General features: G+C 62.6%; 14 protein-coding genes. 6 read left to right on the top strand and 8 right to left on the bottom strand.

Annotation, left to right across the window (positions count from 1 at the left end):
- Nucleotides 1–14: 14 nt before the first annotated feature.
- Together ACQY5K_RS19010 and ACQY5K_RS19015 are read left to right on the top strand one after the other, a co-directional pair.
- Nucleotides 15–1,079: an IS110 family transposase gene (locus ACQY5K_RS19010; RefSeq protein ID WP_428118669.1), complete on the top strand. Its 1,065-nt coding sequence runs from the start codon at nucleotides 15–17 to the stop codon at nucleotides 1,077–1,079.
- A gap of 312 nt (nucleotides 1,080–1,391) precedes the next feature.
- Nucleotides 1,392–1,877 carry an integrase core domain-containing protein gene (locus tag ACQY5K_RS19015; RefSeq protein WP_428118672.1) on the top strand — a complete coding sequence of 162 codons (486 nt, stop codon included), beginning with the start codon at nucleotides 1,392–1,394 and terminating at the stop codon, nucleotides 1,875–1,877.
- 73 nt (nucleotides 1,878–1,950) lie between these two features.
- Here the strand turns inward: ACQY5K_RS19015 and ACQY5K_RS19020 are convergent, their stop codons facing one another.
- Genes ACQY5K_RS19020 through ACQY5K_RS19035 form a run of 4 tightly spaced genes read right to left on the bottom strand, consistent with a single transcriptional unit; the run spans nucleotide 1,951 to nucleotide 7,045 of the window.
- Nucleotides 1,951–3,375, bottom strand: a complete 1,425-nt coding sequence (locus tag ACQY5K_RS19020) for a DNA cytosine methyltransferase (protein WP_428118675.1) — start codon at nucleotides 3,373–3,375, stop codon at nucleotides 1,951–1,953.
- Nucleotides 3,376–3,414: 39 nt separating this feature from the next.
- On the bottom strand, nucleotides 3,415–4,185 hold the full coding sequence (locus ACQY5K_RS19025; RefSeq protein WP_428118678.1) for a hypothetical protein: 771 nt from the start codon (nucleotides 4,183–4,185) through the stop codon (nucleotides 3,415–3,417).
- Nucleotides 4,186–4,196: 11 nt separating this feature from the next.
- A complete protein-coding gene (locus ACQY5K_RS19030) occupies nucleotides 4,197–5,213 on the bottom strand; it encodes a hypothetical protein (protein WP_428118681.1) in 1,017 nt (338 codons plus the stop codon).
- Entirely contained in the window at nucleotides 5,210–7,045 is a 1,836-nt protein-coding gene (locus tag ACQY5K_RS19035; RefSeq protein WP_428118684.1) for a hypothetical protein, read from the bottom strand. Before ACQY5K_RS19035 ends, ACQY5K_RS19030 begins: the two co-directional genes overlap by 4 nt.
- A gap of 99 nt (nucleotides 7,046–7,144) precedes the next feature.
- Here ACQY5K_RS19035 and ACQY5K_RS19040 point away from each other — a divergent pair, with 99 nt between their 5' ends.
- Both ACQY5K_RS19040 and ACQY5K_RS19045 read left to right on the top strand, forming a co-directional pair.
- Complete coding sequence (locus ACQY5K_RS19040; RefSeq protein WP_428114711.1) at nucleotides 7,145–7,468, top strand: hypothetical protein; 324 nt, start codon at nucleotides 7,145–7,147, stop codon at nucleotides 7,466–7,468.
- A gap of 104 nt (nucleotides 7,469–7,572) precedes the next feature.
- Nucleotides 7,573–8,526, top strand: a complete 954-nt coding sequence (locus tag ACQY5K_RS19045) for a transposase (protein ID WP_428114710.1) — start codon at nucleotides 7,573–7,575, stop codon at nucleotides 8,524–8,526.
- Between the two features lie 150 nt (nucleotides 8,527–8,676).
- On the opposite strand, the gene ACQY5K_RS19050 is transcribed toward ACQY5K_RS19045, so the two are convergent.
- Nucleotides 8,677–8,922 (bottom strand): hypothetical protein, encoded by a 246-nt coding sequence (locus ACQY5K_RS19050; protein ID WP_428118686.1) that lies wholly within the window; start codon nucleotides 8,920–8,922, stop codon nucleotides 8,677–8,679.
- Here ACQY5K_RS19050 and ACQY5K_RS19055 point away from each other — a divergent pair.
- Nucleotides 8,912–9,451 carry a hypothetical protein gene (locus tag ACQY5K_RS19055; protein WP_428118689.1) on the top strand — a complete coding sequence of 180 codons (540 nt, stop codon included), beginning with the start codon at nucleotides 8,912–8,914 and terminating at the stop codon, nucleotides 9,449–9,451. The two genes, ACQY5K_RS19050 and ACQY5K_RS19055, sit on opposite strands and share 11 nt — an antisense overlap.
- Before the next feature lie 47 nt (nucleotides 9,452–9,498).
- Here ACQY5K_RS19055 and ACQY5K_RS19060 read toward each other — a convergent pair whose 3' ends face one another.
- A complete protein-coding gene (locus tag ACQY5K_RS19060; protein WP_428118691.1) occupies nucleotides 9,499–9,771 on the bottom strand; it encodes a hypothetical protein in 273 nt (90 codons plus the stop codon).
- An 854-nt stretch (nucleotides 9,772–10,625) separates the two neighbouring features.
- Here ACQY5K_RS19060 and ACQY5K_RS19065 point away from each other — a divergent pair.
- Nucleotides 10,626–11,687 carry a DNA cytosine methyltransferase gene (locus ACQY5K_RS19065; RefSeq protein WP_428118694.1) on the top strand — a complete coding sequence of 354 codons (1,062 nt, stop codon included), beginning with the start codon at nucleotides 10,626–10,628 and terminating at the stop codon, nucleotides 11,685–11,687.
- A gap of 74 nt (nucleotides 11,688–11,761) precedes the next feature.
- Here the strand turns inward: ACQY5K_RS19065 and ACQY5K_RS19070 are convergent, their stop codons facing one another.
- On the bottom strand, nucleotides 11,762–13,711 hold the full coding sequence (locus ACQY5K_RS19070; protein WP_428118696.1) for a BbrUII/HgiDII family restriction enzyme: 1,950 nt from the start codon (nucleotides 13,709–13,711) through the stop codon (nucleotides 11,762–11,764).
- 302 nt (nucleotides 13,712–14,013) lie between these two features.
- Nucleotides 14,014–14,697 (bottom strand): hypothetical protein, encoded by a 684-nt coding sequence (locus ACQY5K_RS19075; RefSeq protein WP_428118699.1) that lies wholly within the window; start codon nucleotides 14,695–14,697, stop codon nucleotides 14,014–14,016.
- Nucleotides 14,698–15,356: the final 659 nt, after the last annotated feature.

The raw sequence follows: 15,356 nt of genomic DNA on the forward strand, positions 1-15,356 counted from the left end.
TGAAGGACTTCAGCATGCCAGATCCACACCAGGCGGTGATCGGCGGGATTGACTGCCACACCGACTTCCACGTCGCCGCGGCGCTCGACCCGCTCGGCCGAGTACTGGGCACAGAATCGTTCCCTGCGACCCGCGCCGGCTACCGCTTGACCCACACATGGCTCGCGTCGTTCGGCCAGATCACCACGGTCGGTGTCGAGTCCACCGGATCTTTTGGTGCGGCTCTGACGCGGTCGCTGGTCGATCAGGGCTGTCGAGTGATCGAGGTCAACCAGCCGCACCCGCATCTGCGTTCGCGTCGCGGCAAGAACGACGCCATCGACGCTGAGGCCGCTGCCCGCAAGGTGCTCTCGGGCGAAGCGACCGCAGCCGCCACCGACACCACCGGCATCGTCGAGGCGATCCGCCAGCTCAGCGTGACCCGCAACAGCGCCGTCAAGGCCCGCTCCGCCGCGTTGTGTCAGCTCGGCGACCTGCTCGTCACCGCTCCCGCTGCGTTGCGCGAGCAGCTCGACACCCGCCGGACCCTCGAGGGCAAGGCCGCCGTGTGCGCTCGACTGCGGCCCGATCCGAACCGTCTCGCCGATCCCGCCCAGGCCGCCAAAGCAGCACTGCGCAGCCTCGGGCGCCGCGTCGCCCAGCTCGGCGCTGAGGCCGACGAGCTCGGTCGCCGGCTCGACCGGCTGGTCGCTACCGCAGCACCCACAACTCTGTCGCGCCTCGGGTGCGGCACTCACCACACCGCGACCCTGCTCGTCGCCGCGGGCGAGAACATCGACCGGTTCGGCTCTGAGGCGTCCTTCGCTCACCTGTGCGCAGCCGCGCCGGTCCCCGCATCGAGCGGGCGCACCCAGCGTCACCGACTCAACTTCGCCGGCAACCGCGACGCCAACCGAGCCCTGCACATGATCGTCATCGTCCGGCTCCGCTACTGCGAACGAACCCGCAGCTACATGGACCGCCGCCTCGCCGAAGGCAAGACCAAAAAAGAAGCCATCCGCTGCCTCAAACGCTTCGTCGCCCGAGAGCTCTACCGCACCCTCCGAGCCGACCTCTCCACCCTCACAACCCGCACTTGACATCTATAGGAACGTCCCAAGCGTGCATCCACATGACGCGATGACCATCGGCAGCCCTGAAGCCACCTCAACTGGCCTCAGAGCACTCGGACAATGCCCAAAACAGCCCAAAATGGCTATAACTGGCCGATACAAGGATACGCAACTCGCCTATATCCCTCTGTGGGATGTCGGCCAGTTAGTTTCCGCAGGTCAGACGGTGCGTATTGGTTTCAAGCCAGATAGCTCCACAAAATAATTCGCATAGCTCCACAAGCGATTTTGCATCGTAGCAGGTCAGAAGGGGTTTTCGGTCGCAGAGATTGCGCCTCCGTGGCCACCAAAGGTTCCCGGCAGCACCGCAAGCGAATCGGCTGCACCAATCTGCACACAGTGGTCGGCGACGACGGTCGGGTCGTGTACGTCGGGGACCACGATGAGGATCAAGCCGACACGCACTGCGGGTTCTGGCGGCGAGCCCAGGACTGGTTCTGGTCCAACCAGATGCCCGTCGACGAGGTCCTCACCGACATCGGCCCGAACTTCATCTCGGCCAAGTTCGCCGAGCTTTTCGCCCAACGCTGGATCGGCACCCTGCGCCGAGAGCTCCTCGACCGCACCATCATCTGGAACCAACGGCAACTCAACAGGCTCGTCGTCGACTACATCGATCACTACAACACCCACCGGCCCCACCGCTCACTAAACCAGCTACCACCCGTCGCCACCGACGCTGCAGACCAGCCAGACGGGAACCTCCAAGTCGTGAAGACAGCACGCTGTGGCGAACTCATCAACGAGTACCGCAATGCCGCCTGACCAGCCACGACACAGTTCGGGGCACCCACAGGTTTGGCAACATAGTGACGCTCGGGTCAGGTGAGGTGCGATGTCAATTCGACGCTGAAGAGCCGTCTTTGCACGGCTTGAGTCCTGGCCCAATAGCACTGAGGGCTGCGGCGTAACCGAGGGGCATCGTGACGGCGTCCCCGATCCACTTGGCGAGCGCTGCTTTGCCGGGTGGTGCGCTGGGGTCGGTGGTGAAGCGGAATGTGTCGGGGAAGCCTTGCAGTCGCGCTGCTTCGGCAGGCGTCATTGTGCGCGGCTCGTTTGGGTGTATGAAGCGGCCTCGGCCGGGCGTGTTGAATCCAGTCGTGATCGTGGGAGCGGGGCGGTCGGCGTGCATGCGTCCGTACACAGCTCCGTAGGTGGTGCCCGCTTGATGGCTCTTGGGTCTGTGTTGGAGCGCTAGGTCATATTCGTCGTTGTCAAACAGCCACTCGATGCGTTCGAGGTTCTCTGCCGTGTATTCCGCGGTGACATGCAGGGCGGGATCTGTCGACAGCGATTCCGTCGATCCGATTGCCCATGTCACGGTGCGTGCTGATGGCGCGGCCAGCATCGTTGCGACATCTGAGATGGGCAGCGGAAAGGCTGCTTCAGCGGCATCGCCGATTCGGCGGGCGACCAAGAAATGGCGTTTGCGCGTCTGCGGCCAGCCCATCGCGTCTGCGGCGATCACACCTTCGTCGGTGGCGTATCCGTTGGTTTCAAAGAGACGACGCGCCGTTCGTACGACCTCGGCGCCATCGTGCACGACCGAGGTGACATTCTCAATGATGACGGCGCGTGCCCGACAGGCCACTGCGAATGCGGGGACCGCGAGGTAGAGGTAGTTGCGCCGATCGTTGCGCCGCGAGTGGTTGTTGAGATTCGAGTGGCCTTGGCAGGGCGGTCCGGCGATGAGCAGGTCGACATCGGCGCATGCGTGCTGGAGACGCTCCCCGATCAGTTCGGGTTCGTAGACGAATTCGGCGCTGTCGCCGTCGCCGCGGATGCGATAGTCCACCAGTGACGCGACGGACTCGGCCGAGCGTCTGCGGGTGCCGTGGTTTCGCGCATGCACGGCAAGAGCGGCTTCGTCGGTGTCCACGGCAAGCTCGCACACGAGTCGCTTGCCGGCTTCCGCTGCCAAGAGCTTGACCCCCAGCACGAACCCGCCGACGCCCGAGAACAGGTCCACGATGCGCAGCGGTTGGCCGCCGGCATCGGGTTGACCTCGTTCGGGGATTGGCAGCGAACCACGGAGGATTGCTTTCCACCACCTGTCGAGCAGCGCCGCGTCTTCGCCATCGACATCTGCCGCGAGGTCGGCAGGCAGCTCAAGTTGCGAGCGCATCTGGCGGCCGTCGACCTCAAGCACATGCGTGAGCCGGCCCTGTCGGAGCGTGAAGCGCTGCATTGGAGGGTCCGATTCGATCCGTGGCTGGAAGTTGACCCTCGGCGGGGCGGCGTTGGCGGTGTGCGGTGGGTTCACCGGCTTTCCCGAGATCGCGGCATCTGGGTCTTCACTCTCTCACGCTTCGGCTGGGGCCTCGCGCAGTCGCCGCTCCCACAATTCCCGGACGAACCGGTCGGCGTCTTCGTCGTCGAGCAGCGACGGGACCAGATTCGTGAGCGTGCGGTTGAGCTCTTTCGCGAATGTCCTCAACGGAAGAGTCGAGAGCCTCGTCTCCTCAGCAGATTGGCGCCTCACCATCGCTCGCACGATGGCTGGATGCTCGCCGACCCTGACGCGATGGATGTGGCTGCGCCAGAAATCCGTGCCGCCCCGGACGGCCCATGCCAAACCGTCGCGTTGGGCATGGTCGCGGCCGCCGAGAGCGGTGACCCTCAGATACATGCGGGACGGCACGCACAGGTACGAAATCTCGCCGTCGATGTACTGCTTGTGGCTCTCCCTCGGCTCCGGTGTTGCCTTGAACGCGCTGGGCTGCCGGAAGACACAGAAGTTCCACATGTGTACGAGCGACACATACCGCCAGAACCCCGCCTCGGAGAGCGCCTCGGTGGGTGTGCCAGCTTCAACGAGGGCCTCGTACAGCACGCACGCTGCTTTGCCTTCGATCTGGTCAAGATCGAGCTGACCGGCCTCGTCCTCGGCCATCTGCTCGATCCGGAGCTGTGCATGACGAAGCCTGTCCACATCGAGTTCGGGCGCGTCCCCCAGCCATGACACGGTGTCGTCAAGGTCGGCTTCGAGGTCGTGGAGCCTTGCTCGGTCCGGTTGCGCTGCCGCTTCGGTGATGCGCTGGTCGGCGATGCGCAGAGCTGCGGCATCGGACATATAGGGGTAGGTCAATCCGTTCCCTCCAGCATCGTTCGGACAGTTGACCGGAGAGCGATCCTGTCCTCAGCCCACGCAAAGGCGCGTGCTGGTTCCGTCCGGCACATGTGCAGCGCTGTCTCACACGCCGATTTCGAGTTGGTTCCGCCCGCGACCAAGCGAGCGATGCGCCCGATCAGGCTGTCTCGAATTCCTTCGTAGTCAGCGTGAGCGAGTTCTTCAGCTTGAGGCTGGCTGGAGTCCGAGGCCTGCCGGGCGTACTCGTGAATCGCGGCGCCGATCACATCAAGAGCGAGCTGCTTTTGCAGCTGGACGCCTGCCGGGGTGTTGCGGTGGTTGTCAAGAGTCGTCAGCAGATGCTCGTCAACCCACAGGATCGGGCGTTCTGTCTCGCTCAGCGGCTCGGTCAGCTCGCAGTTGTCGAATTCAACGAAATGCACTGTTCCCGGACGCAGCCTCAGTCGATCGCGCTGAGCGTCGCTCAGAGGCAGCGGCTTGAACAGCGACGCGCTGCTCTCGCACTCAATCCGGAACGATGCGCGAGTGAGCCAAGTGCCCTGATGCGAAGGCCTGAGCGGTGTCTTCTCGACATCCTCGCCGAGAGCGATGAACGCATCGATGACGACATTGTGACTGCCCCCGCGGAACACTTCGCGGCGGTTGCCGTCGGGTGCCGCTCCCAGCGCGACGACTCGCTCAAGCGACGCCGATGCCGACAGGTCGCTCCTGAAGACGACCTCGGTGTGCTTCAGATAACTCGATCGTGCCGTCACGATCAGGGACACCTGGATGGCCTCAAGGCCCATCCCGACCGTGCCACCGTCCAAGTCTTTCTTGAAGTCCTCGAATGCGTCCTCAGTGCTCCATGCAAGGCTCGGGGCGCGAAATCCGAATGACTGATCCTCAACGAGTATTCGACCGCCGGGGACACAGTTTTGGTCGCCGAACGAGAACATCGTGCCATCGAACGCGTGAACCAGCCTCTCGTCGAGGTCGAACGGGCGGAACTCTCGCGATTCGCGGCTCACGGCACTGCCCGTTCGGTCGCATCGTCGCGCGGTACCAGATTCGCGGTGACGAACAGCTTGCCGGTCCAGTTCGGGTCGTAGTACTCGCTCAGATACTCGAACTCAGCCGGAGTGCCTGGGAACAACAACCCGCGGTAGAGGTCGGTTCGGCCGGGAACGAGCGTGAATCCTGACGGAGGCTGTATGGCCATTTCGACGAATCCGCGGGGATGGTCTTCCTCCATGAATCGGTAGGTCACGCTGACCTCGATCTCGTCGCCCAGCTCAGGATCGACTTCGTGGTGAGGGCTGAATTCGATCCGCGCTGCGCCTTCCAGAAACAGCAAACCGTCGTCGCGGGCCGCCAACTGGCCGCCTGGGCGAATGGAGAACGGTCGCTCATCGGCCGGGGGAGGCGTCGGGTCGCCTCCCCCGCCGCCGCGCATCAGCAATCGCATTATCCGGTCGAACTCCGGCATCCTCAAGTCCTCGGCCGGCTTCGGAATCGGTGTGAGGTCATTCTTGAACCCTGCGACGGCCTGCTTGATCCGACGTGTCAGCGTCTTCGCAAGATCAGCGAACCGCGCAGGCACATCGCTCGACGCAACCGTCTGCCATGCGTCGTGCGCCTTCGGCTCGGTCAGCCGCAACGGTTCATTGACCGACTCGTCCGCCACGAATACGCCGCGGACGAAGGGGGCAGATACGCCAGCTTCAAGGTATTCGACAACCATACGCGGCTCCCTGACGAGAGCCACAAGGCTGCGGTGCTCAACGCCTGACTCGCCCTCGCTGTACTCGGGATGCGACCAACTCGTCAGATCGGCAACCAATCCCAGTACTCCCGGCGATTCGAACTCACCGAGCTTGCGAAGCGGGCGGCGCCGGATGTTCTTGCGCCGGCTGTCCTGGGCGGTGGTCGCGACCTCATAGGCGGCTATGAACGGCCGGATCGCCTCGCTGGACTGAGGACGCGGATGATGCTCGTCGCCTGCAGTGTCCTCGACGACTGCTTCGAAGTTCAGCGACTGCTCACAAAGCGCAGGCCACCAATATCGCTCGATAGCCGACACCACATCGTTGACGGTCACCGTGGGCTCAACCAACAAAAAGGTGCTCCCGCGGTCAGCATCAACGCCGGGATCGCGCACCCTCAGGCCCAAGCTCGCGGCGACGGCATCGGCTTCGTCGTTCTCAAACGGCACGATGCCAAGTTCCTCTCGGGGCACCCCGAATCTCGCCGATCCGGTGCAGCTCACGCCGTCGAACAGGTGGCGATCCCAATAGGTCATCCCAAGCAGCCGGCGCGTCACCCCAGGCTCGTCGGGCTGCTCAGCGAAGCAGGTGTACGCCACGACCGTCCGGATCGCCGACCCTCTGATCAGCCCTGCCTTGCCGTAGCCGTACGAACCGCCGCGGCCTGCCACATCTGGAGTGATGCCGATGCTGCACAGAGCCAGATACAGCTTCGACTGGTCACCGATCCACGGCCCGTGCATGCCGCCGCCAGCCCGTTCGCTGATCTCCAACAGCGTGAGATCGTCGTCCTCGTCCAAATTCACGAGGCAGTCCATGTCATCGAGGCCGAGACTGCGACGATTTCCCACCCGCTCGGCTCGATAGGCGAGTTCCCACAGCCCAAGCCGCTCCGCAATCTCCTGCCGTCGGGTATTCGATTCCCGCCGGAGCTTGAAGCGGATCTCGAACGGCTCGCTCTCGCCCTCCAACTCTCGGCGTTCCAAAGCGGCGTCCCACGAGTTTTGGATCACTTCGCGCACCAGCAGTGCCGCCGCCGCATCCGGAGCGTCAATGGAAAACACCCCAGGTGCCTTGACAGGCTCGTTCTTGAACATCTTGGACAAGTTGTTGTGCGTCTGACTTTGCCGCGGAGGGTCCACCGAGGAATGAACCAAGTCTGATCGTGTTCTCGCTGACGCGTGAAGGAGCATCAGATGACTGTCAGCGAGGGTCGGCGTCGACCGAAGAAGCTGTCCGCGGAGACGAAGTGGGAGATCTACTTGCAGGTCGCGGGCGGAGAGATCACCCAGGCCGACGCCGCCCGGAAGTGGGGGGTCGATGTGTCGACGATCATCTCCATCCGCCGGACGGTGAAGGACGCGGCGCTGGCTGCGCTGGCCCGCAAACCGGGTCGCCCGGCCACCGAACGGAACTGGGAGCTCGAAGCGGCCCGGGCAGAGATCGGTCAGCTCACCGAGGCGATCAAGGTCCAAGCGATCGAGTTGGCCATTGTCCGGGGAAAATCCGGCTGGGACTGAACGGACCGGTCCCGGCGAGAGTCCCCGCCGAGGCCAAAGAGCTGGTCCTCAACACCGTCGACGACGCCGTTGCCGCCGGGTTCTGGCACACATGGGCCACCGGTGTGTGGCAGGTCTCCGACGACCGGGTGCACCGCTGGCGGGCCCGCCGACGCGAGCTGGGCACGCTCAGCGACCTCGCCCCGGGCGGCGCGCCGGTGCATGCGGTGCTGGCCGACGAAGTCGCGGAGGTCCTCGCTGTCGCTGAAGAGTGGGGACCGGTCGACCGGTCGCACCGCAAGCTCGCCCACCGCGGTTCCTATGTGGGCCGGGTGTGGGTGGCCCCCTCGACGTTTCGGCGCGTTCTGGCTGCCCACGGGCTTGTGCTGCCCGAACAGCCGCCGACACCACGGCGGCCCAAGACGCCGTGGCCCCACTGGCTGGTCTGGGAACCGAACAGGATCTGGATCTGGGACGTCACCCACTTCGGGCGGGCCCGGCGCTGCGTGTTCGCCATCGTCGACATGGTCTCCCGCTACTGGATCACCACCCTGGTCTCGACCGAGGAGACCTCCACCCAAGTGCGCGTCATCTTCGACCAGGCGCTGCTAGCCCAAGATCTCGACGAGCTGCTCACCGACGACCGCCTCGATCTCGACATCGACGACCCCGACCGGCCGATCCTGCTCGCCGTGTCCGACAACGGCCCGGCCATGACCAGCCACGACACCCGCGCCTACATGGCGATGATGGCCATCGCCCAACACCACGGCCGACCCCACACCCCCACCGACCAAGCCTGGATCGAGAGTTTCTTCGGGCACATCAAGCACGAATGGCCCCACCTCGACGAGATCACCGACCCGGCGTTGCTCGACACAGAGCTGGCACGCATCCGGATCGACTACAACGAAGTCCGGCTGCACGAAGCGCTCGGCTACGTCACCCCCGACGACGAACACCACCAACGAGGAGAACCGATCCGCGAGGCCCGCCGGCAAGGCCTCCAACGAGCCCGCACACGACGGCTCGACCACAACCGCCGGACCACCACCAACAACCCCGAGAACACAGCATGACTTGGTTCATTTCTCAGCCGATCTCCGCGGAAGACTCAGACACACCTCAAAGTCGCCGCTGGCCCCGGTCCGAGCCGGATCGATGTCCTCCCAGTGCCACTTCAGGCCGTCCGATGCCACACCACCTCCAAGAGCCGGCGCGACACTAGGTCAAGCGCGAACGACGCGGCTATCCGCGTTGATCGCCTTGGCCATCAGCGCGGATAGCCAGTCGTACATCAAGACATCCGCATACAGGTAGTCGCCGAAGATCATTCGGACGCGCCCGTCATCAGTCGAATACGAGAATCGGCCCGGCTGAATGTCGACCCAGCCGTTGCCGTAGACGGATTCCTCGGTGCCGTCCCAGAACCGCACGAAGGCGGGCCTGCGAGTGTCGCAGCCGATGGCTGACACGACGCGGAGCACCTCCGAAGGGGTGCGGGCATCCAACAGTCCTGAACTCACCGCGGCGCTAACCGAACTCGCCAACCGCTTCGACCAACGAGGCATCCGAGCACCGGTCTGCGGCCGGGGCGGGATGATGATCGCCGTGACTCACCGGAGCGGCAACACCAAGGCCGCGATCAACGGGTCGCAGGGCGAGGGGAACGAGAACACCGGTGAGCTGGCTGCTGAGATCGCCAGCGAACGAGGGCTGCCTCAGGACTGGTTGGCTTGCTTGGTTAACGAGGCGCCCACCCCGGCTCGGAGTCGCCCCTTGTCAGTCCGTGAGCGGTTGCTGTGCATCGCCGTGAGCGCTGTGGATCGTGTCGCCGAGCGCTGCTGGCATCGCAGGGCAGCCCCACGCGAGCACCCCCACGAGGCGCTTGGCACCTGCTGGCATCAGGGCAGCGGGACTCGTCGTGGAGCTGGCGCGCAGGATGCCGTCGGCTGTTGCCGTGGGCAGCTGGCGGACATTCCGTCGAAACTCCTGGGTCGGTAGCCGCGTCCGCGACCCGCAGCACAGCGTCGGTGGTGCTGTGTCCAGGTTCAGGCAGAAGTGTGGCGTAGTTGCGCGCTTCGGCGTGCCCGATTGCCGGTCTTGAGCCATTCGTCGGCGATTCTGTGGCTGGCGACTGCCAAGTCGTCGTTGATGCGAGCCAGAGCTATGTCACCGCTGCGCTGGCATTCAAGGGCTTGGGCAGATTTGGTGTCAGCCAGAGCGTCCCGTTCGTCGGCTAGCTGGTCCGGATCATGGGGTGGTGTTGCCCCGTTCTCGCTGATGTCAGCCAACAACGAGAACATGTCGACGATTCTTGTCATGTCGTCGGTGTAGGCCGACTGAGTGGACCGTCTGCGGGTTCTCCAGTATTCGGCAGCCGAATGGTGCTGCGTTGCGCTCAATGCTGCGCGGGCACTGTCGGTCGTGGTGTCACATGCGGGGAGCCGCAGCGCAGTCTGCGGCTTTGCCATCGCTGATTTGACTTGCGCGTCGAAGTGGGGTCGCGTTTGCGCCAGCGGTTCAGGGTGCTTGGGGCGAGTCTTGCCGCCGCAGCTGCCTGCTGAAGTGTCGATCCGTGACGCAGCCGCGAGAGGATCATCTGCTGTTTGTCGCCGCCATCCGATTTCTGAGCCATCCTTTCTCCCGCATTGTGTTCCGAGTGTGAGAATGCCCACAATCGGAACGGGAAGATGCTCAAAAGGAGCGTTGAGGCGCTTTGGCTTCCCGAAGCCCCGAGCAGTGCCTGCCTTAATTCCTTGCTCTTGCGATGCCGGGACGCCAAGATCCGATGTCATGCAGACGAGACGGGATTGGCGATCGCTGGCATCCAGACTCCTGGGCTCATTGTCAAGCTGGTGCGGCGGGTACCGTCGGTTGTAGCCGGGGAACTGCCATGAGTGGTTCGCGTCGCGCTGTCGCAGCGAGGTCGCTGCAGTGCGTCCGGACATCATCGGCCCCGAGCATGCTCGTGAGAAGACGCACCGTGCCGGTACTGTTCCAGTGGTTTGATCTGCTGACGGCCCGTGTCGTCGCTACGCGTACCCCGACCTCAAGTGACACGCCCCTCCTACGCTTGGCGCCAGGCGCCCTGTACATCCCGAGGAGCTAGCGACCGCTGACTATCTCGCATGAAACCAACGCAGTATGCGATGACCGCCGCCTCGCCTCCGTTCCGATGCCCGCCGCGTCAGCAGGCCGACGAAGCTTCATAGAGCCGCGCCTCGTCGGCGTTGACCTCTTTTGCGGGGCGGGCGGCCTGACGCACGGTCTCATCGCGGCCGGCATACCGGTCGTCGCCGGGATCGACATCGATCCTGCTTGCAGGTTCCCCTTCGAGTCGAACAACTCTGGGGTCATCTTTCACCAGCGCAGCGTCGAAGACCTCACCGCTGATGAGCTTTGCGAATGGTTCGACGGCGCCACGACACGGGTGCTGGCGGGATGTGCACCCTGCCAGCCATTCTCCACCTACACCAACGGGCAGTGGACACGAGACAGCGCCCGTTGGAGGCTGCTGTACGAGTTTGAGCGATTGGCAACAGAGGTGCGCCCGGAAGTCGTCACCATGGAGAATGTGCCGACGATCCGGCGGCACCGAGTCTTCAGCGATTTCGTCAAGGCGCTCACTGATGCCGGGTACTGGGTCCATCATGAGACAGTCGACGCAGCTGACTACGGACTGCCGCAGCGCCGCCGACGAATTGTGCTGCTCGCATCACTCAACGGACCGCTCACGCTCGGCGCACCGACGCATGATGCCCCCCGGTCGGTCCAAGACGCCATAGGCGGGCTTCCTCGGTTGGACTCCGGCGAATACTGTCTGGACGACCCGTTGCACATCGCCCCTTATCTGTCTCCGTTGAACCTGGCACGAATCCGAGAATCGAAGCCAGGAGGGACATGGCGCGACTGGCCAGAGCGACTGCGCGCACCTTGCCACCGGCGTCGTACAGGAGCGAGCTATGACGCCGTGTACGGCCGCATGGAATGGGAAAAGCTGGCACCGACCCTCACCACCCAGTTCTTCAGATACGGGACAGGCAGATTCGGCCACCCGGACCAAGAGCGGGCACTCTCGCTGCGCGAAGGCGCCCTTCTGCAAGGCTTCCCGTCTTCATACCAGTTCGTGCCCGATGGCACGATGCCAGCGATCACAACAGCCGGCCGGCTAATCGGAAACGCCGTACCCCTGCCACTCGCCGAAGCAATCGGCCAAGCGATAACCGCTGCGTACTAGACGGACACGAACAGCCTCTCGGTGCTGCGTCTCTGCAAAACAACCAGACAGCCTCGCACCATGTCTTGCAGTGCCTAGACTTGGTCGACAATAGCTTGGACAACGGCGAATTCTCGGTTCTTGCCCAAGAACTCGCTGTACGCATCTTGAGCTTGTGCAATGAGTGTCTCGTAGTACACGACACGAGAACCGGGGGCAATAGAATCCAGAAGGCTTCGTAGGCGATCGGGGTTTTCGCTCTCTTCTGCGAGAACCGTGCCAAGTACGAACACCACCTCTACCCGCGGATTGGATTCGCCTTGAGCCCGAGCGATCTTGGTGACCTTGTCGACATAAGTTGTGCCCTGATCATAGAGATCCGAAATCTTCATCTTGCGATCCGCGCGCTTTAACTCAACGATGATGTGCTTCCCGGCGATCGTCTTGTAGCAGATGTCAACTCGTCCCAGTTTTTCCTTCTTGGAAAGATCGGAGACAATCACTCGCTCCTTGAGCAATTGCGTCTCCATGCGTTCGCTTCCGGATGCCCGCTCCCAAGCAGGGTCCAAGAGCCAGAGATGGTTGAACAAATATTCTTGGAGGGCGCGCTCGCGCAAGTTGTTGTCAACTGCATCAATGAGGCCCTTGATGGCCTGCAGTCTGGATGTCACGATGTCGTAGTACAGCGCTGCCTCATAGCTGTCTTGATCTGACAAGAGTCGAAGAAGGGTGTCGGCATCTTCAACGCCTTCCGCAAGTTCCGCCGTCAAGCCGCGAAGTTTCATGCGCTCAAAGGCATAGATGCAGTGTTTCAGCAGTTCGTTGCGGTCGGACTCATTGTCGAAGTGGGTTCTGCCGACGCGCCGAATCATTGATTCAGCCTGCTTGCGTGGGCCGCGACCAAGAGTGTTCAACCATTCCCTTACTGCGGGTGTCTTGTCGACAATGTCCTCTAGTTTTTGGGCGCCACGCCACTCGGTCCAATCGGATTCGACCTCATTCAATATTCGCTTGAGATACTTCTTGAGTTTTATAACCCGTTCATCGTCTTCTTGTACACGCTGGCGATCGCTTGTCGCGAGGTCGACATCACCCTCGGCATCAAGGAAGTCTGCGTTGATTCGTCCTGTGATGTACTTGGTGTAGAGACGGCCATCGCTAAGGCTCTCGAGTATGTTCTCGTGAAATAGGCGCCCACGGGCAAACAGCACGACTCCGTTGAGGTTGCCAATTTTCTTCACGTTCAGGTCGGCTGGTTTCCGTGCAGTTCCTATCCAGCCTTCAACACGCCACCCTGGGTCCTCCGCGACATATTCGGTGGGAATCTGTTTGTGGTTCTTGAAGTAAGGAAGACGCGACAGGTCTTCGTTGAACTCTCCGATCGTCCAGATGTACTCGGTGGCACGCAGGTCACCGCGATCGTCAGGGGTGACGGCTTTTCCATTGATGACCATGTCGAAGTCATGCGCCATGCCGAGAATCGAAAAACGTCGGCTCAGCCTCTTCCGAAGTGCTGCGGCCGAGACGCCGAGGCGCTCGCTCTTGAGGTCATTTAGAATGATCTTGGTCCCGACCTGAATCTCGACTTCGTCAGATGGCAGTGCTTGAGGGAAGTACTGTGATCTTGCTTTGCTCGCTTCGCGAATGCCCTTGCTGGTAAGAAGGCAACCGTGCCGTTCGCCGTCTCTCGCAGACTGAATGCTGATGGTGTCAGCGATTGAAAATAGCGACAGCTTTCCGAGACCTTTGCGACCCATGACGGGTCTGCCTAGCGCAGTCGTGTTTCCTGTCTGTTCGTCATCTTCGCGCCTCGCGTAACCCACGCGGAGGTAGCGATCGTTCATGTCATCCACGGTCATCCCGACGCCGTTGTCGCTGATCACAATGGCGTCATTGTCTTGATCAAGTCGAACGCTGACGCTCGTTGCGTCTGCATCCCACGCATTCGCGACAGCTTCAGCCAAGACCGCGGCGATGTTGCTGTAGAGGTTGATGCCAAGGTGCTCAAGGACGGCAAGATCAACCGTCATCTCGTATGTAGCCATGGCGCGGAACCATAGCGGTGGAGTCGACGGACGGGTCTAGATCACCGCTGTAGAGCCGCGGCTGCGTCCCAGTCCGTTCGGCTTCGCTGGCGCGAGAGGACGGGGCTGCGACAGCAACAACGCCTGGCAGGGCAGCGTGGAACAGCGACGCGGGGTTCCGCGAGTATGTGCTGCTGCCCGAGAAGCCCTGCAGTTTCCAGTGCGTTCTCCGTCCTGGCCGCCCGTGGCGACTCGTCCGGACAGACATCCGGCTGAGCGGGAACGATCTTGGCAGCTCACACGCCGATGCGCGACACGGGCTGTCAGGCGTCCATCAAGGCATCGACATACAGATAGTCGCTGAGGATCATACGGACGCGTCCGTCGTCAGTCGAGTAGGAGAATCTGCCCTCTTGAAGCTCTAGCCAGCCGCTGCTGTGAGTGGAATCCACGAGTCCCCGGCACGCACGCACGAATGCGCGACTTCCGATTTCTGGCCAGCCTTGCAGCGACGAGGTTCGGAAGAACTCGGCCTCTGCCGCAGGCGACAGCGGTGCCGTCCACCACCTGCAGATCGTCTCCATGTCGGTCGGGGCTTCTGCATGCTCGAAGTACCACAGACCGCGAGCCATCTTGGTCAGGACCCGGCTGACTCGATCGCTCTCCGGCTGAAACGCGATGTAGCCGTCGACATCGAACTTCGCTCGGGCAAGCTTCGACCGCAGAGCCGGGTCGCGTCTGAGTGTCCTGGCGATCTTGGATCGCTGCAGATCGTCTGGGTCGGTGCTGCCGCGCAGCGTCGCCTCGATCAAACAGGCGACATATTGCTCATCCAACGATGCCGATTCGTTGCACGCGGCGCAGCTTGCGACCTTGATGATGTTGTCGGGATAGGGCTCGTCCAAGAACACCTTCGGCGGAGCATGATCGCGGGTCGACGCGACTGATCCGCAGTTGAAGCCGCCGCCGCCGAGCCGCACGTCCGCGAAGGTCTCGTATCTCAGCACCGGGTCCCTCCATAGTGAGCTGCTTGACACCCGAGGAGGCACCATAGACCCAAGGTTTACGCGGACTGCACTGGCTTTAGGGCACCTCGGTGCCATTCGTTCGGCTCGGGCTGCAGACCCAGAATCGGAGATCGCGCCAACCGCGGCGTTCCGCTGGGTGAGTCCTGCAGCAATCTGACCAGCGAAAATGAAATCCTCGCAATGGCCATCGCCGTCGCAGACAGCGGCATACGCTGCGAGCTTCAGGAGCGCTGCACGAACGAGACACAGGCCAAGCTCAGGGTGCCCGACGTTGGAGCAACAGTGATTCCGATCATGTTCTCGAATCGACGCCCGCTAGCTCCACATTTGACATTGCGATGCTGTGACCAGCACAAACGCCTGCTGCCGCCTGCGGCCATAGGCACGGAATTCAGCACGAATTGGCCTACAGAGGGCATCGACGCCGTTGCGTAACGGCGAGATGACGCCGCTCAGCACAGCAAGGCGCTGGAAATTATGGGTCTGACCTGCACAAATGACGCACCAGATACGTAGATTGGCAGCGCGACCGGGCCGATCCAAATGTGGAGTATCCCCCATTTCAAATGTGGAGCCTCCATTTGGAGGCTCAGCAGGGCCAGCAAAGCCGCAGGTCAGAGGCACCAAGCGCTAACTCG

The organism is Candidatus Poriferisodalis sp., from assembly GCF_965262965.1.
In the GTDB taxonomy this organism is placed as follows: Bacteria; Actinomycetota; Acidimicrobiia; order Acidimicrobiales; family Poriferisodalaceae; genus Poriferisodalis.